The following is a 16,786-nucleotide window of genomic DNA, read 5'->3' as shown; positions in this document are numbered from 1 at the left end:
TCCCCTGCGCCGCGCATCCACCGCGTGGCGTGAGAGGGGAAGCCGATGGGAGCGCACCGCCTGCTGACGGCGATGGCCGCGATGGTGATGCTGGCCGCCTGTTCCGGGACCGACGGGGGTTCGGAGAAGGCCGATGCGACACCGTCCTCGTGGCCGCAGCCGGTGGGCGGCCGGCTCACCACCGAGATGTGCGACCTGCTGACCGCGGACGACTTCGCCGACGCCGGCGTGATCGCGCTGCAGTGGGCGGACCGGACGGCCGCCGAGCCCACCGAGCCGAGCGGCCTGACCTGCCACGCGCTCGGCGGCCACTGGCTCAACCTGATGCTGCAACCGGACCCGGACTCGGCGGACCTGTACTACGACTACCTGCTCGCCCAGCACGAGCAGCGCGCCGAGGCGAGCGATCCGCAGGACGGCGGCGTCACCGGCGCCGACGAGAGCTGGTTCGACGTCTCGGAGACCGGTGAGCTGGGCGGGCACGACCTGTGGGCCCGGCGCGGCGCCCTGCTGGTCGGCCTGAACGTCGGCTTCCTGCACGACGACGGCGGCTTCGACCCGCGGGCGGCCGCCGCCACCCTGGTCGCGAAGCTGTTGAGCCGGATTCCGGACGCCGGCGCGACGGGCACCGGCGAGCCGCACGAGCTGGTGCTGACCGTCAAGGGCTCCGGTCTGTCGAAGGCCCGGGTCATGTACTACGAGCCGGTCTCCGGGGAGAAGCACGAGGAGGTCGTCGCGCTGCCGTGGGAGTACCGCGCACGGTTCCCCTGGTACGGCTCCCGCGGCCAGCTGATCACGCTGCTCGCCTCGCCCGCGACGACGCCGACGAAGCTGCCGCTGCCGACGCTGACCTGCACCGCCACGGTCGACGGCGAGCAGGTCGCCACCGCCGGTCCGATCTCGGTGGTGACCTGCCAGACCACGTTCAAGGACGGTTCATGAGTACGGCCATCCCGGCCAGGTAGTCCTCCCGCTCGGTGCCGTCGGCCAGCAGGTGCTGGATGACGTAGCCCTGGATCGAGCCCAGCATCGCCGCGCCGATCTGCTCCGGCGTCGCAGACGGATGCGGGTCCCCGGTGGACTGCCGGCGGCGGGTGATCTCCGCTTTCTCGGCGGCCTGCCAGCGGCGGGCGATCTCCGCGCAGTGGCCCCGCAGGCGCCGGAAGACCTCCTTGGCCCGGGCGGAGAGCTCCGGACTCCGTAGCGCCTCCGCCCACACCTGCAGGGCGATCCGGGTCAGGTCGGCGCCGCTCGTCCCGTCCCGGGTGATCCGGTCGTCGACGGCGCGGATGAGGACCGCCACCGCGTACGCGGGGGACGGGGCGGCGCCGTCGGCGAGCAGGTCCACGATGACCTCCTCCGCCTCGGCGAGCGCGTTCTCCGAGACGGCCGTGATCAGCTCCTCCTTGCTGCGGAAATACCGGTAGAACGCGCCCGCCGAGGAGCCGGACTCGCGGATCACGTCGGCCATCGAGGTGGCGTGGAAGCCGTTCGCGGCGAAGAGCCGGGCGGCCGCGGCGACGATGACGGCGCGGCGCCCGGCCAGGTACTCCTCCGACACGCGTGGCATCTCCCCAAGGTAAAGCGAACGTTCGTTCTTGACAACCGGGCGTGGCGGCGCGACAGTGAAAACGAACGCTCATTCGCTTGCTGAGTCACGCACTCGTTCGCTGAACCGGCGCTCCTCTGCGTGAGCCACACCCTCATCTGCGTGAGCCATACGCTCATCTGCTGAATCACACGGGAGTCGAGAGATGAAGTCACCCTGGCCCAAGGTCGCCGGCGCGGTCGCCCTGCTCACGGTGATCATCAGCGTGCTGCTGACCGCTTTCGCCTGGCCTTCGGTACGCTCCTCCGTCCACGACGTGCCCATCGCCGTCGCGGGCCCGGCCGCCGCGACCGCGCAGGTCACCACGGTCCTGGAACAGCACGGCTTCACGATCACCCCGGTCGGCGACACCGCGGCGGCCGAGAAGCTGATCCGGGAGCGCGAGGTCTACGGCGCGATCGACCTGAGCACCGGCACACCGCAGGTCCTCACCGCGTCGGCCGCCAGCGCCACCGTCGCCCAGGGCCTGCAGTCGATCGCGACCGCACTCGGCCAGCTGCAGAGCGGCCAGCTGCAGAGCGGGGCCACCGGGATCGCGGTCCGCGACGTCGTCGCGCTCCCCGCCGACGACCCGCGCGGCGCCGGGCTGGCGGCGGGCGCACTGCCGCTGGTCATGGGCGGCCTGCTCGCCGCGGTACTGCTCACCAATCTGATCAAGGGTGCGGTCCGGCGGGTCGCCGGCGCGGTGGCGTTCGCGATCACCGGCGGACTGGCGATGGCCGCGATCCTGCAGTTCTGGTTCGGCTCGCTGGACGGGAACTACCTCGCCGCGGCGGGTGCGATCGCGCTGACCGTCGGCGCCACGTCGCTGACGCTGCTCGGCCTGGAGTCGCTCTTCGGGTACCCCGGCTTCGGCGCCGGTGCGGCCCTGATGATGCTGGTCGGCAACCCGTTCTCCGGCGCGGCGACCGCCCCGGAGATGCTGCCCGGCTGGAGCGGCACGCTCGGCCAGCTTCTCCCGCCGGGCGCGGGCGGCCAACTGCTGCGCTCCGCCTCCTTCTTCGACGGCGAGGGCGCCACCCACTCCCTCATCGTCCTGCTCTCCTGGCTGACCGCCGGCCTCCTGCTCTGCGCCGCCGGCGCCCTGCGCGCCCGCCGCCGCCCGGCCCTCTCGCCCGAGCCCACCCCCATCCCCCAACCCGCCACCGTCTGACCACCACCACCACCGAGGCGTCGCCCGCCTCTCCGTCCCGATCTTGGCAAGTCGCGCCCACGTTTCGACCACGACTTGCCAGGATCGGAGGAGGGCGGTGGTTGCGTTACGCGGAGCCGTGGTCGAGCCAGTGGAGGGGGAAGGTGTTCGCCAGCGTGGCGTAGCCGGGCGGGTTCAGGTGCAGGTGGTCGCCGGTGTCGTAGGGCGGGGCCAGGCGGGACGGTGAACCGGGGGCGCGGACGGCCGCGTCGAAGTCCACGTAGTCGTCGAACAGCCCGCCGCGGATCGCCGCGTTGACGGTGGTTCGCGAGGATTCCGCGGCGTCGTACTCGTGGCCGCCGAACGGGGTCAGCGTCGCGCCGAGGATTCGCAGGCCGGCGGCGTGGGAGCGGGTCACGAGTTGCCGGTACGCGGCGATCACGGCGCCCGGCGGGGTACCGGTGCCGATGTCGTTGACCCCGGCGAAGACGAAGACCCCGAACGCCCCGCTCACCCCCAGCATATCGCGATCGAAACGGGACAGCATGTTCGGGCCGTTCGCGTCGCCGAGCAGTTGGTTCCCGCCCGCCGCCTGGTTGAGCAGCGCGATGCCCGGCGCCCGTACGGCGAGCAGATCCGGCCAGCGGTCGTTCCCGTTGGTGGTCGAGCCCCGCCCGTCGGTCAGCGAGTCGCCGAGCAGCACCAGCCCCGGCGCCGCCGACACCACCTCGACCCCGCTGATCACGAACCAGTGGTCGACCGGGGTGGAGTCGAGCCAGGACGTCGTCCGCGAGCCCGGGTGGTACGTCGAGACCGGGCCGCCGAGGCGCAGGGTGATGGCGAGGTCGCTGCGCGGGGCGAGCGGCATCACGACCGGATCGGACACCATCGGCGCACCGGGCGGCACCTCCACCGAGGAGTGCCCGCCGAAGCGGAGCTCCCGCGCGCTCCCCGGCACGATCTCGCGGGAGCCCGCATGCCGGGGGACCGCGACCGTCGCCGCCGAGATGCGGAGGCCGGAGAGGCCGTACGCGTTGGAGAAACGGACCCGGAGGGTGTCCCCGCCGACCGTGACCCGCACGGTCTGATGCACGGCGCCGCAGTCCACAGGAGACGGCAGGGACTGTGGCATCGCGGTCCAGGTGTGCACCCATCGATCGGCCATTTCGGTAATCACCTTTCCTAGATCGAATCTCTTGACTGAGTCCTTGTGAGCGTTAACACTCAGGCAACGCCTCCGTCACGCGATCGACTCGCGCGCTCGCGGACCTCTCCTCCTGCTGGCAAGGGGAATTCATGCCCATAACCGCACCGCGGCCCGCCGTGTTAGCGCCCCTCACCGCCCTCGCTCTCCTGGCCGGCAGCCTGATCGCCGGTCCCGCGCACGCCGCCGACGCCGACGCCGTGACCGACGGCCTCGTCCTGCGGTACAAGCTCGACGAGACCTCCGGCACCACCGCCACCGACTCCTCCGGCAACGGCCGGAACGGGGAGGTGAAAGGCACCCCCACCTGGTCGGGAACGGGACAGGGTCTGTCGTTCAACGGCACCGACACGTACGTGAAGGTGCCGGACGACATCATGGCCGGACTGAGTTCGATCAGCGTCGACTTCGACGTGAAGATCGACAGTGCACAGCAGACGCCGTACTTCCTGTACGGCTTCGGCAACACCAGCAGCAGCACCGGGTACGGCAACGGGTACCTCTTCGCCACCGGCAACACGTTCCGCAACGCCGCGTCGCTGAGCAACTGGTCCGGCGAGCAGAACACCACGCCGGGCGGCACGCTCGGGCGCGGCATGTGGAAGCACGTCACGTACACGCAGACCGGCACCACCGGGACGCTCTACGAGGACGGGACCGCGGTCGCGACGAACACCGCGATCAGCATCCTGCCCAGTGCCATCGGCAACGGCGTGACGACCGCGAACTACCTCGGCCGCTCGCTCTACACCAGCGACAAGTACCTGCTCGGCAGCATGCGCGAGGTGCGCGTCTACGACCGGGCGCTCGCCGCGAGCGAGGTGGAGACGCTCGCGACGCCGGCCAACACCGAGTCGGTCGCCGCCGACGAGGCCGCGCTCGACCTGGGCGACACGAGCGCGCTCACCGCCGATCTCACGCTCCCGTCTACCGCCACCTACGGCAGCAAGGTCACCTGGTCCACCAGCGACGCAGGCGTGATCAGCTCCGCGGGCAGGGTCACCCGGCCCGCGGCGGGCGAGCCGGACGCGCACGCGACGCTGACCGCGTCGCTGCGGCGCGGTGCGATCTCCGCGAGCAAGACGTTCGAGGTCACCGTCGAGGCCGCCTTCGACGACGCGGCCAACGCGAGTGCCGCAGCCGAGGCGCTGGTGGTGCACAACCTCTCCGACGTACGCGGAAATCTCGATCTGCCCGCCGACGGCCTGAACGGCAGTTCGGTGACCTGGGCCAGCGACGAGCCCGCGGTGATCGCCACGACCGGTGAGGTGCACCGGCCGGCGCACGGATCCGGGGCGTCGACGGTGACCCTGACCGCGTCGGTGACCTACGGCGGCGCGACCGTGACCCGGGACTTCACCGCGCAGGTGCCCGAGCTGCCCGCGACGGCCGACTACAAGGGCTACCTGTTCAGCTACTTCACCGGCGAGGGGTACTCGAACGGGGAGCAGATCTACAACGCGCTCTCCGACGGGAACGACCCGCTGAGCTGGCGGGAGATCAACGACGGGCAGCCGGTGCTGACCTCGACGCTGGGCACCACCGGCCTGCGCGACCCGTTCATCATCCGCTCGCCGGAGGGCGACAAGTTCTACCAGATCGCCACCGACCTCAAGATCTACGGCAACGGCGACTGGGACGCCTCGCAGCGCACCGGCAGCAAGTCGATCATGGTGTGGGAGTCGACCGACCTGGTCAACTGGACGAACCAGCGGCTGGTGAAGGTCTCCCCGGACACCGCCGGCAACACCTGGGCGCCGGAGGCGTTCTACGACAAGACGCTCGGGGCATACGTGGTCTTCTGGGCCTCGAAGCTCTACGACGCGGCGGACACCTCGCACAGCGGCAGCACCTACAACCGGATGATGTACGCGACCACCCGCGACTTCTACACGTTCAGCGAGCCGAAGGTCTGGAAGGACCCGGGGTACTCGGTGATCGACTCGACGATGGTGGAGAACGACGGGACGTACTACCGCTTCACCAAGGACGAGCGGAACAACGACTCCTCCTCGCCGTGCAGCAAGTACATCATCGAGGAGAAGTCCACCGAGATCCTCGACCTGGACTACGACTTCGTCGCCGAGTGCATCGGCTCGTCCGACCTGTCCCGTGGCGAGGGCCCGCTGATCTTCAAGAGCAACACGGAAGAGAAGTGGTACCTCTTCATCGACGAGTACGGCAGCCGCGGCTACGTCCCGTTCTCGACGACCGATCTCGACTCCGGCGTCTGGACCATGGAGAAGACCTACACGCTGCCGTCGCGCCCCCGCCACGGCACGGTCCTCCCGGTCACCCAGGCCGAATACGATCGGATCTCCGCGGCGTACGAGGACCCGGTCCCGGCCGCGGGCCTGCGGGTGAGGTACGACTTCGACGAGACGAGCGGCACGGTCGCCGAGGACTCCTCGGGCAACGGGCTGGACGGCACGTACGTCAACTCGCCGTCCTTCGGCACCGGCGTCAGCGGTGGCTCGGTCACGCTCTCCGGCGGATCCAGCTCGTCGACGACCGCGCCGTACGTGACCATCCCGAACGGCGTGCTGCGCGGCGCGACCGGGGCTACCGTCTCGTTCTGGGCCAAGTGGACCGCGTCCACCACGGTCAACCAGTGGGTGTACGGCCTCGGCCCGGACAGCACCGAGTACCTGTTCACCAGCCCGCGCAACGGCGGCAGCGTGCTCTACTCGGCGATCACCAGCGGAAGCTGGTCGGCCGAGTCGAAGCTGCCCGGCAGCGAGCCGTTGACCGGCGGGAGCTGGCAGCACGTCGCGGTGACCGTGGACGATGCGACCGGCACGGCGGCGATGTACCTGAACGGCGTGAAGATCGCCTCGGCGACCGGGGTGACCGTGAAGGCCGCCGATCTCTATGACGCGTCGAAGAGCTACTCCGGTTACATCGGGAAGTCGCTCTACGCGGCGGATCCGTACTTCGCGGGCGAGGTCGACGACTTCCGGATCTACAACACCGCGCTCGACGCCGGGGAGATCCTCGAGCTGGCCGGGAAGGGCACCTCGGTCGCGGCCGTCTCGCTCGCCGAGCTCAAGGTGCCGGCGATCATCGACGACGCGAGCGGCACGATCAAGCTGCCGGTCGCCGAGGGCACCGGTGTGACCGCGCTGGCGCCGGAGTTCACGCTGGCCCACGGCGCGACGATCGATCCTCCGTCGGGCACGGTTCGCGACTTCACGCAGCCCGTGACGTACACGGTGAAGGGTTCGGACGGCAGTGAGCGGAAGTGGACCGCCCAGGCCCTGGTGATGAAGAGCCCGGTCCTGCCGGGCTACTACGCCGATCCCAACATCACGGTCTTCGGGGACACCTTCTGGATCTACCCCACCACCGACGGGTACGACAGCTGGGCGGGCACTCAGTTCCACGCCTTCTCCTCGACCGACCTGGTGCACTGGACCGACCACGGCGTGATCCTGGACCTCGGCCCGGACGTCTCGTGGGCGGACGACAGCGCGTGGGCGCCGACCGTCGCCACGAAGAACGGGAAGTACTACTTCTACTTCTCCGGCGGTCTGAGCAGCGGCAACACGGCCAAGCAGCTCGGCGTGGCGGTGGCGGACAATCCGGCCGGTCCGTTCGTCGACGCGCTCGGGAAGCCGCTCGTCGCGTCCGGCACCTACAGCGGGCAGATGATCGACTCGGCGGTCTTCACCGACGACGACGGGAAGTCCTACCTGTACTGGGGCAACGGCAACTCGTACCAGGTGCCGCTGAACGACGACATGATCTCGTTCGACGCGTCGCAGGTGAAGACCTACCACCCGACGAACTACAACGAGGGCTCGTTCGTCATCAAGCGCGACGGCACCTACTACTTCATGTGGTCGGAGAACGACACCCGCAGCGCCGACTACCGGGTGGCCTACGCGACCGGCACCTCACCGACGGGACCGTGGAGCGACCGGGTCGGCGTCATCCTCGCCAAGGACGCTTCCCAGGGCATTCTGGGTACGGGTCACCACTCGGTCGTACGCGTGCCGAACAGCGACGACTGGTACATCGCGTACCACCGGTTCGGCATCCCGGGTGGCGACGGCACGCACCGGGAGACGACGATCGACAAGCTCACCTTCGCGGCGGACGGCTCGATCAACCCGGTGGTGCCGACGCTGACGAGCGTGGACCCGGTGACGGTCGCCCACGTCGGAGCGGACGTCTCCGGTCGCGAGGGCAGCCCGATCGCGATCACCGGGTCGACCTCCAACAACGCGAACCCGTTGACCTGGAGCGTCTCCTCGCCCTCGTGCGTCATCCGTGACGCGCACACCATCGGCACGACGGTGACCTGCGCGGACGACGGGGTCTACACGGTCACGCTGACCAGCGGCGGCAGCAGCGACACGCTGACCGTGACGGTGGCCAACGTGGCGCCGTCGATCGTCGCGCCGCCCGCCCACCCGGGTGCGCCGGTCGGGGTGGGGGAGACGTACCGGATCTCGGTGAAGGTCTCGGATCCCGGTGCCGACACGCTGACCTGCGCGGTGACGTGGGGCGACGGGAAGTCGTCGGCCGGGCGGGTCGCGGGCGGCACGTGCACGGCCTCGCACACCTACGCGAAGGCGGGCACCTACCGTCCGGTCGTCACGGTCCGCGACGACGACGGGGCGTCCACGTCGCTGTCCCTCGCACCGGTGACGGTCTGCAAGCCGCGCCACCGCTGATTCTGTTGTTCACCGGACGGCGGCACCTCCCGGTGCCGCCATCCGCGATCGGCACGCTGCCCATGCCCCCGATGCGCCTGCGGATCGGCCACTACCTCTTCGGCGCCGTGCGCCCGGCGACGACCGCTTCCTGCGATGGGTGGCGGCTATGGGGAACCTTCGGCAGGTGCGGTGCGTCAAACCTGTGTGACACCGTGCCGCGGGTCCTCGGAAGCGGATGTCCTGAGTCTGCGGGAGTTCTACGGGGAGGCTGACAAAGCCATGTGGAGTGGGATGAAGTTCCTGGGTGTGGCGCTGATTCTTCCGGTTCTCGCCGCCGGGCTGGTGTCGGGGTGCTCGTCGGAGGGGGAGGCGGAGTCGTCGTGTGCGGCTGGCTACCTGTTCGACGGCACCTTCTATCGGGAGATGGACGGGAGCGCCGGTGAGGATCCGGACTTCGTGGTGGGGGACCGGGCCGGAGAAGCGCAGCAGAACGTCTGTCAGGACGTCTTCGTGAACGGGACGCCGCAGAGCGACGGCGGCGACGGCGGCGAAGCGGAGCGGATCGGTGCCTATCGGATCGAGGGGGTGGACACCACGGTGGCCATCGCCGTCGGTGAGTCGCCCGAGCAGGCCGGGGTCTATGCCGCGTTCGAGGGCAGTGAGGTCCCCGACGCCGTCGCGAAGCTGATCGACGGCGAGTAACGGGGGCGAAGGCGTCAGGAGCGGATGGGCTCGGCGGCCAGGAGTTCGCGGGGGACCGCGGCGGCCAGGGCCCGGTGGCCGGCCGGGCTCAGGTGGAGGTGGTCGCCGGAGTCGTACGCGGGGGCCAGGCGGTCCGGGCGCCGGGGGTCGCGGACGGTGGTGTCGAAGTCCACGTGGGCGTCGAAGATGCCGCCGCGGATCACGCCGTTGATGGCCATGCGGGCCCGTTCCCGGCGGCCGTCCCGGTCGTCGTAGGCGTGGCCGCCGAACGGGGTCAGGGTGGCGCCGTAGACCAGCAGGTCCTGGGCGTGCGCGCGCAGCACCACCTGGCGGTAGGCGGCGGTCAGGTCGGCGATCACCTGGCGCAGGCCGGCCTCGGTGGGCAGCGCCGTGCCGATGTCGCCGGCGCCCTCGAAGACCAGCAGCCAGGTCGCGCCGCTGATGCCGAGGACGTCGCGGTCCATGCGTGCCAGGGCGTTCGGGCCGGGGCCGTCGCGGAGCATCCGGTTGCCGTCGGCGGCCTGGTTGAGCACGGCCACGCCGGGCAGGCGCTCCCGCAGATGGCCGGGCCAGCCGCCGGAGCGGTCGGTCAGCGAGTCGCCGAGCAGGATCAGGCCGGGGGCGCTGGTCCAGACCTCGACGCCGCAGACCAGGAACCAGCGGTCGACCGCGGTGGCGCCGGTCAGCTCGGCGGCGGTGTGCTGGTCGCCGGGGGCGAGCCAGGACGTGGTGCGGGCACCGGCGTGTGAGGTGAGGCCGCGTCCGGGCTGGCCGGTGGCGATGTACGTGGTGACGGTCAGCGCCGAGCCGTCGGCGACCGGCAGCGGGATCGGGTCGGAGACGATCTGGGCGCCGGGCGGCACGGTGACCGAGCGCTGCCCGCCGAAGGTGAGCGGCCGCGAGGTGCCGGGCGTGATACCGCCCATCGCGGATCCGGCGCCGGGCGGCCCGGTGGGAAGGCCGGGGGAGGGTGGCCCGGCGGCGGGTGGCCCGGTGGGAAAGCCGGGGGAGGATGGCCCGGCGGCGGGTGGCCCGGTGGCGGGGGCGGGGAGGGCGACGGCCGCCGCGGAGATCGGGAGCGGGAAGGTGCCGTACGCGTTGGAGAAACGCACCCGCAGGCGCGGTCCGCCCGCCGAGAGGTGCACGGTCTGGCGGATGGTGGTGTCGGCCAGGACCAGGTCGCCGCCGAAACGGCCCGGTGGCAGGTCGCCCGGAGCGGTGGGTTGCGGGGCGGCGGTCCACGTGTGTGCCCAGCGCCGGACGGCGAGGGGCGGGCCGGTCGCGGCGCCGCAGGTCACTCCGGAATGGACGAGAAGGGTACGCCGGCGCATAAGTACCTCCGGGAAGCCCGCCGAAAATTCCGGAAACCGTACCGAGGCGTCCTCGTAACGTATAGCCAACAATCTATGCCGTCAATGCACTCGCGGCAGCCTGCAAAACCGGCATCCTGTTGCCGGAAGTTTCGGAGGCGTGACGGAAGCTCTCTTAAGCCTGTCTTAAGTCTCGGCGGGCGAGGAAACCGCTTTCCCTCCATCTCCGTGCCTATCGCTGACAACGTCCCCTCGAGCGGAAGGTCCAGCGATGACGAAACTGCGAGGCAGGCGGGCACTCGCCGTGGGGGTGGCGCTGACCGGCGCGGCCGCGGCGGTCATCTTCGCGAACTTCGCCTCGGCGGCGGTCCCGGAGGCCACCGGCGAGCAGACCGTGACCGAGACCATCCAGGTCGACGGGGTCTTCGACGGCGAGAACCAGCGCTTCATCGGCGGCGGTGACCTCGGCGACGGCGGCCAGGACGAGGGCCAGGACGCGCTCTTCGAGCTGGCCGACGGCGCCACGCTGCAGAATGTGATCATCGGCAGCCCGGCCGCGGACGGCGTGCACTGCTCCGGCAGCTGCACGATCACCAACGTGCACTGGGAGGACGTCGGCGAGGACGCGGCCACCTTCCGCGGCGAGAACGCGACCGTGGTGATCGACGGCGGCAGCGCGGTCTCCGCGACCGACAAGGTGTTCCAGGACAACCGGGGCGCCGGCGGCTCGGTGACCATCCGGAACTTCGAGGTCTCCGATTTCGGCAAGCTCTACCGGTCCTGCGGCAACTGCACCACGCAGGCGGCGCGCACCGCGACCCTGGAGAACATCACGGCCACCGCGCCGGGCAACACCCTCGCCGGGATCAACCCCAACCTCGGCGACAAGCTCACGCTGAACGGCATCACGCTGGTCGGCGACGACATCTCGCTCTGCGACCTCTTCGAGGGCAACGACACCGGCGACGAGCCCACCAAGGTCGGCTCGGGCCCGGACGGGACGAGCTGCATCGCCACCGGCGTCACCGGCCCCTGATCGGGAAGACGGCTCCCTGATCAAAAAACGGCGCCGTACCGGGCAGAAGCCCGGTGCGGCGCCGTTGCTGTGAGTGACTGCGATCAGAACTTGATCGAGTTGGTGAGGCTGTCGAAGACATCCGAGATGTGGCTGCCGAAGGCCGAGATGGCGATGATGCAGACGCCCGCGATCAGGGCGGCCAGCAGCGAGTACTCGACGGCGGTCGCACCCTCGTCGTCACGGCCGGTGAAGCGGGCGTAGACGTAGGCGAACAGCATGGTGACTCGTTCCATGGCGCAGATCCTCACAGTCAGTGGCCGTCGTTCCCCTCGCCGGCCGGACACCAGATTGATCGGACCGCCGTGCCGGACCCTGAAGTGAAAGGGGTTGCAAAGCGGTTGGTCAGTGTTGCGAAACCGTTCCGCCAGTTCGCGGGTGAATCTCTTGAGGCGCGGAGCGCGGTGCCGATGTGAGCCGGGTCAAGCCGAGCCCGGGAGGCCGCCGCATGGAACGTGCAGCACAGCGGCGGCGCCGGCACGCACTCCGCAGCGGTCTCGGCAACGGCCTGGTCCCGGCGGTCCTCACCACCGCGTACGCGATCGGGACGTGGCACCTCCCGCACCGCACCGAGATGCTCGCGCTGGTCGCGGTGATGCTGGTGACCGCGCTGACCTGCTGGGTGAGCGCCGGACGGCTCTGCCGGACCCGCTGGTGGGGCGCCGCCCTGCTCGGCGCCGCGACCGTCAACCTGATCGCGGTGGCCGCGCTCGCGCTGCTCGACGGCGGGGTGAGCGGGCCGCTCGGCGCGTTCATCCCGGCCTCGACGGTGCTGTTGGCGACCGTGGTGCCGCCCCGGCCGTTCCTGGGTGTGGCCCTGCTCAGCGGACTCGCGTACGCCCTGGTGGTCCTCCTCGGCGACCCGGCCCCGCCCGGGTACTGGCTGGTCCACGCGCTCGGCTTCGGCGGTGCCGCGCTGCTCTGCCTGCGGCACGCCGGAGTGCTCGGCTCGCTGCGGCGGCGGCTCGCGGAGAGCTCCCGGACCGACCCGCTGACCGGGTGCCTGAACCGGCGCGGCTTCGACGACCGGCTCGCGGCCGAGATCGAGGAGGGCCACCCGGTCGCGCTGGTGCTGCTCGACCTCGACCACTTCAAGCAGGTCAACGACGCGTACGGCCATCGCGCCGGCGACGAACTGCTCGCCTGGACCGGCCGGGAACTGCGGGGTCTCGCCGGGCCCGGCGACGTCGTCGGGCGGCTCGGCGGCGACGAGTTCGCGCTGCTGCTCACCGGTCCCCGCGCCGCGGGCGCGCCCGCCGTCGTGGACGGGATCCGCGCCCTGCTGCGGGACCACGCGCCGGCCAGCCTCGGCGTCGCGCGCTTCCCGGAGGAGGCTCGCGACGCCGTGACGCTGGCGGCCGCGGCCGACGGGCGGCTCTACGCGGACAAGGCCGCCCGGGAACGGTGCGCGCCGACGGCCGCCGCGGTCGCCGAGGCCCGGGCCCGGATCGGCGAGCCCGGGCGGGTGGCCACCGTCGCCGCCCGCGAGCGTCTGCGGCACTCGATCGCCGACCCGGGCCGGATGGCGATGGCGCAGACCGTGGTCGCCGCCGCCTACCTGGCCTTCTTCGCCGTCGGTAAGCCGCACTGGGCCGCGATGGCGGGCATCTGCGCGTGGGGTTTCACCGCGGGCGTCGCCGTGGTCCTCGGCGCGGACTGGCTGAGCCGTTCGCCACTGGCCCGTCCGCTGATGCTGGCCTTCTCGCTGAGCTCGTTCGTCAGCTGCGCCGCGATCGCGGTCCTGGACGGCGGGGTGGACAGCCCGCTCGGCATCGGCATGCTGCTCTCCATCCCGCTGCTGATGCTCGGCATGCGCCCGCGGGTGGCCACTCCGGTCGCGATCGGCGCCGGACTGCTCTACCTGCTGGTCGCGTCGCTGGTCGGCGGCCCCGGCTTCTGGTACGTCGCGATCAATCTGACCGGCACCACGCTCGCCGCGCTCGTCACCGCCGGGCAGGGTCGTGCCGCCGCCCGCCAGCGCCGCCTGCTCACCCGTCTCGGCCGGGTCGACGTCCTCACCGATCTCCTCAACCGCCGCGGGTTCTCCGAGAGATTCGAGACCCGGCTCGGGTACGTCCGGAGGGCCGGACACCACGCGACGCTGATCATCGTGGACCTGGACGAGTTCAAGCAGCTCAACGACGTCCGGGGCCACGCGGCCGGCGACGAGCTGCTGCGCTGGGTGGCCGGCGTGCTGCGGGCCTCGGTCGGCCCGCAGGACACGGTCGGCCGGCTGGGCGGCGACGAGTTCGTGGCGCTGGTCGAGGGCGAGGCGGGGGAGACCGTCGCGCGGATCCGGTCCGCGCTGGCCGAGCGGACCGGCGCGAGCCTGGGTGCCGCGCTGCTCGACCTGGACGGCGCCGACTTCGACACGCTCTACGCGGCCGCCGACGCTCGTCTCTACGAGGAGAAGAACGGTGGAGAGAAGCGCGGGGAGGAGAAGAGTGGCCGGTCAGGCGCGCGCCGGGGTCTTGACGGCCTCGGTGCGGGCCAGCCAGGTGGCGAGCAGACCCGCCACGCAGAGTACGGCCAGGCTCAGGAAGCCGATCCGGAACGAACCGGTCGCGTCCTTGGCCGCGCCTAGGACGTACACGAAGGCGAAGCTGCCCAGGTTGGCGCAGAAGTTGCCGAAGCCGCTGATCAGGCCGGCCCGCTCGGCGCCGAGCACGTCGATCGGGAGGGCGAAGAGTGGCCCGAAATAGACCTGCACGCAGACCGAGATCGCGGCGACCACCACCAGCACGGCGATCATGCCGGGTGCGTAGGTGAGCGCGGCCAGCCCGGCGGCGAGCACGGTCTGCGCCGCACCGATCACCAGCAGCGGGCGGCCGATCCGGTCGGAGAGCACGCCGCCGAGGTAGTTGGCGGGCGCGGTGCAGGCCGCGCCGAGCGCCGCGACCAGCCCGGCGGTGGCCAGTGACTGCCCGCGGTCCGCCACCAGGTAGCTGGGCAGCCAGAAGGTGAAGCCCTGCGCCACCGCGAGCCGGACGAACTGGATCGCCGCGGTGATCCAGATGATCCGCCGCTTGAGCAGCGCGGGCAGGTCGGCGAGGCGGACCGGGTTCGCCGCCGGGCCGGTGTCGTGCCGGGTGGCCCGGGTGTAGAGCAGCAGCGCGAGCAGCCCGGTCCCGGCGAAGAGTGCGAAGAGCAGCCGCCAGCCGAGCGGCTCGACGATCAGCGGCCCGATCGAGCTGAGCAGGATGTTCGACGAGAACCCGCCGACCACGTAGAGGCCCATCGAGGTGGCCCGCCGGTCGGCCGGGAAGAGCGAGCTGATCAGCAGCATGCCCGGGGCGAAGACCAGCGCCCGGAAGAACCCGGAGAGCGCCTGATTGATCAGGAGCGCGTAGTAGTCGCTCTCCACCGCGAAGAGCATCGCGAGCAGGTTCGTGCCGAGCAGCCCGATCAGGAACAGCCGCCGCGGCGTGAACCGGTCGGCGAGGTAGCCGGACGGCACCTGCATCAGCGCGTACGTGAGGCTGCTCGCCGCGGCGATCGTCCCGGCCTGCCCGAAGCTCAGCCCCAGGTCGGAGCGGATCAGCGGGAGGAAGAGCGCGATTCCGCCGAAGATCAGCCCTTGCGTGCTCTGACAGACCACGAGCAACGTGATGATCAATCGGCGCATCGCGAGATGATCTCATGACATCCGGCCCTCAGCGGTGCGGAGAAGTTGCCGATGGGTTGATCGTGGTGCGAATGCCCCGAATGACCATCAAGCTTCGGCTGATCATCTGCGTGGTACTGATCACCGGGCTGTCTCTGGTGCTCGTCGTCACGTTCATCGCGCGGCGGAGTCTCGCCGAGGCCCGGGACACCGGGTTCTCGTACGCGCAGGAGACCGCGGAGCGGTACGGCGCACAGGTGCAGCAGCAGCTGATGATGGGGATGGGCACCTCGCGGGACATGAGCCAGGCGATGCTCGCCGAGTCCACCTCCGGCGGGAACCGGGCGACCGCGAACGCCGAGCTCAAGGCGGTGCTCTCCGGGCACTCCGGCTATCTCGCCGTCTGGACCGCGTGGGAACCGAACGCGTTCGACGGTAAGGACCGGAGGTACCGCAACGCCGACGCGCGCAGCGACGCGACCGGGCGGTTCGTGCCGTACTGGTACCGCGACGGCGACACCATCACGTCCTCCGCGCTCACCGACTACACCGAGGAGGGCGCCGGGGACTACTACCTGATCGCGCAGCAGAGCGGCAAGGAGAAGGTCCTCGAACCGTACGAGTACGAGGTCGGCGGCGAGACGGTGCTGATGACCTCGCTGGTCGCCCCGATCGTGAAGAGCGGCTCGACCGTCGGGGTGGCCGGCATCGACCTGCCGCTGGACACGCTCGGCACGCTCTTCGCCTCGCTCAAGCCGCTCGACACCGGCAGCGCCATGCTGGTCAGCGCGGGCGGTCTGCTGGTGGCCGGCGGGGACAGCGCCGGGGCGGGCAAGGCCGCGGACGCCGCAGTGGTGGCCCTGGCGTCGACGGCGACCGCGCAGGGCTCCGCGGCCCGGCGGGTGATCAGCGGGGACGACGAGCAGGTGCAGATCGCCGCGCCGCTGAGCCTCGGCGACACCGACACCTGGTCGATCATCGTCACCGTGCCGACCTCGACGATCCTGGCCACCGCGCACCAGTCGCTGACCATCAGCATCTGGATCACGGTCGCCGCGCTGCTGGTGGCCGCCGGTGTCGCGCTGCTGGTGGGCCGCTCCATGGTCCGGCCGATCGACCGGCTGCGCCGGCGGATGGCCGAGATCGCGGACGGGGACGGCGACCTGACCCAGCGGGCCACGGTCCGGACCGAGGACGAGGCGGGTCAGCTGGCGGGTGCGTTCAACCGGTTCGTGGAGAAGGTCGCCGGGACGGTACGCGGCATCGCGGGCTCGGCGACCGAGGTCCAGGCGGCCGCGGACCGTCTCGCCGAGTCCACCGACCGGCTCAACGGCGACGCGGCGCAGGTGTCGGATAAATCGGGTACCGCGGCCGAGGCGACGCAGACGGTGAATTACAGCGTGCAGTCGGTGGCGGCGGGTGCCGAGGAGATGAACGCGGCGATCGGGGAGATCGCGAGCAGTGCCGCGCAGGCCGCGCAGGTGGCCAA

The 16,786-nt window shown here is 71.1% G+C and carries 11 protein-coding genes and 1 pseudogene; 7 read left to right on the top strand and 5 right to left on the bottom strand.

Annotated features, from left to right (window positions below):
- Positions 1–45 precede the first annotated feature (45 nt).
- Positions 46–942, top strand: coding sequence for a hypothetical protein (locus AB0M08_RS05695; protein WP_364488984.1), 897 nt, complete (start codon positions 46–48; stop codon positions 940–942).
- Here AB0M08_RS05695 and AB0M08_RS05690 read toward each other — a convergent pair.
- Positions 926–1,570, bottom strand: coding sequence for a TetR/AcrR family transcriptional regulator (locus AB0M08_RS05690; protein WP_364488982.1), 645 nt, complete (start codon positions 1,568–1,570; stop codon positions 926–928). The genes AB0M08_RS05695 and AB0M08_RS05690 overlap by 17 nt on opposite strands.
- Before the next feature lie 184 nt (positions 1,571–1,754).
- On the opposite strand from AB0M08_RS05690, the gene AB0M08_RS05685 reads away from it, so the two are divergent.
- Positions 1,755–2,762: a hypothetical protein gene (locus AB0M08_RS05685; RefSeq protein ID WP_364488979.1), complete on the top strand. Its 1,008-nt coding sequence runs from the start codon at positions 1,755–1,757 to the stop codon at positions 2,760–2,762.
- Between the two features lie 106 nt (positions 2,763–2,868).
- Here AB0M08_RS05685 and AB0M08_RS05680 read toward each other — a convergent pair whose 3' ends face one another.
- Positions 2,869–3,906 carry a GDSL-type esterase/lipase family protein gene (locus AB0M08_RS05680; protein ID WP_364488976.1) on the bottom strand — a complete coding sequence of 346 codons (1,038 nt, stop codon included), beginning with the start codon at positions 3,904–3,906 and terminating at the stop codon, positions 2,869–2,871.
- Positions 3,907–4,064: 158 nt separating this feature from the next.
- Between AB0M08_RS05680 and AB0M08_RS05675 the strand changes: the two genes are divergently transcribed.
- Positions 4,065–8,624, top strand: a complete 4,560-nt coding sequence (locus AB0M08_RS05675) for a family 43 glycosylhydrolase (protein WP_364488974.1) — start codon at positions 4,065–4,067, stop codon at positions 8,622–8,624.
- 273 nt (positions 8,625–8,897) lie between these two features.
- A complete protein-coding gene (locus AB0M08_RS05670; RefSeq protein WP_364488971.1) occupies positions 8,898–9,308 on the top strand; it encodes a DUF6281 family protein in 411 nt (136 codons plus the stop codon).
- A 14-nt stretch (positions 9,309–9,322) separates the two neighbouring features.
- Here the strand turns inward: AB0M08_RS05670 and AB0M08_RS05665 are convergent, their stop codons facing one another.
- A complete protein-coding gene (locus tag AB0M08_RS05665) occupies positions 9,323–10,639 on the bottom strand; it encodes a GDSL-type esterase/lipase family protein (RefSeq protein ID WP_364488968.1) in 1,317 nt (438 codons plus the stop codon).
- A 250-nt stretch (positions 10,640–10,889) separates the two neighbouring features.
- Here AB0M08_RS05665 and AB0M08_RS05660 point away from each other — a divergent pair, with 250 nt between their 5' ends.
- Complete coding sequence (locus AB0M08_RS05660) at positions 10,890–11,654, top strand: pectate lyase (RefSeq protein ID WP_364488965.1); 765 nt, start codon at positions 10,890–10,892, stop codon at positions 11,652–11,654.
- Positions 11,655–11,737: 83 nt separating this feature from the next.
- Here AB0M08_RS05660 and AB0M08_RS05655 read toward each other — a convergent pair whose 3' ends face one another.
- Entirely contained in the window at positions 11,738–11,929 is a 192-nt protein-coding gene (locus tag AB0M08_RS05655) for a Flp family type IVb pilin (protein ID WP_364488963.1), read from the bottom strand.
- Between the two features lie 212 nt (positions 11,930–12,141).
- Between AB0M08_RS05655 and AB0M08_RS05650 the strand changes: the two genes are divergently transcribed.
- A complete protein-coding gene (locus AB0M08_RS05650; RefSeq protein ID WP_364488960.1) occupies positions 12,142–14,277 on the top strand; it encodes a GGDEF domain-containing protein in 2,136 nt (711 codons plus the stop codon).
- 24 nt (positions 14,278–14,301) lie between these two features.
- Here the strand turns inward: AB0M08_RS05650 and AB0M08_RS05645 are convergent.
- A pseudogene (locus AB0M08_RS05645) lies at positions 14,302–15,318 on the bottom strand (MFS transporter); the annotation flags it as partial.
- Between the two features lie 80 nt (positions 15,319–15,398).
- Here AB0M08_RS05645 and AB0M08_RS05640 point away from each other — a divergent pair.
- Positions 15,399–16,786 (top strand): methyl-accepting chemotaxis protein (locus AB0M08_RS05640; protein WP_364488957.1); only part of this gene is annotated, 1,388 nt, incomplete at its 3' end.

It is taken from the genome of Actinoplanes sp. NPDC051851 (genome assembly GCF_040681165.1).
In the GTDB taxonomy this organism is placed as follows: Bacteria; Actinomycetota; Actinomycetes; order Mycobacteriales; family Micromonosporaceae; genus Actinoplanes.
The sequence above is the reverse complement of the archived record's forward strand: the minus strand, read 5'-3'. Positions and strand labels throughout refer to the sequence as shown.

Bases quoted from the DNA above. Each gene is read 5' to 3' on its own strand.
- AB0M08_RS05695 (WP_364488984.1), top strand. From the start codon at position 46: ATGGGAGCGCACCGCCTGCTGACGGCGATGGCCGCGATGGTGATGCTG.
- AB0M08_RS05690 (WP_364488982.1), bottom strand. From the start codon at position 1,570: ATGCCACGCGTGTCGGAGGAGTACCTGGCCGGGCGCCGCGCCGTCATC.
- AB0M08_RS05685 (WP_364488979.1), top strand. From the start codon at position 1,755: ATGAAGTCACCCTGGCCCAAGGTCGCCGGCGCGGTCGCCCTGCTCACG.
- AB0M08_RS05680 (WP_364488976.1), bottom strand. From the start codon at position 3,906: ATGGCCGATCGATGGGTGCACACCTGGACCGCGATGCCACAGTCCCTG.
- AB0M08_RS05670 (WP_364488971.1), top strand. From the start codon at position 8,898: ATGAAGTTCCTGGGTGTGGCGCTGATTCTTCCGGTTCTCGCCGCCGGG.
- AB0M08_RS05665 (WP_364488968.1), bottom strand. From the start codon at position 10,639: ATGCGCCGGCGTACCCTTCTCGTCCATTCCGGAGTGACCTGCGGCGCC.
- AB0M08_RS05660 (WP_364488965.1), top strand. From the start codon at position 10,890: ATGACGAAACTGCGAGGCAGGCGGGCACTCGCCGTGGGGGTGGCGCTG.
- AB0M08_RS05655 (WP_364488963.1), bottom strand. From the start codon at position 11,929: ATGGAACGAGTCACCATGCTGTTCGCCTACGTCTACGCCCGCTTCACC.
- AB0M08_RS05650 (WP_364488960.1), top strand. From the start codon at position 12,142: ATGGAACGTGCAGCACAGCGGCGGCGCCGGCACGCACTCCGCAGCGGT.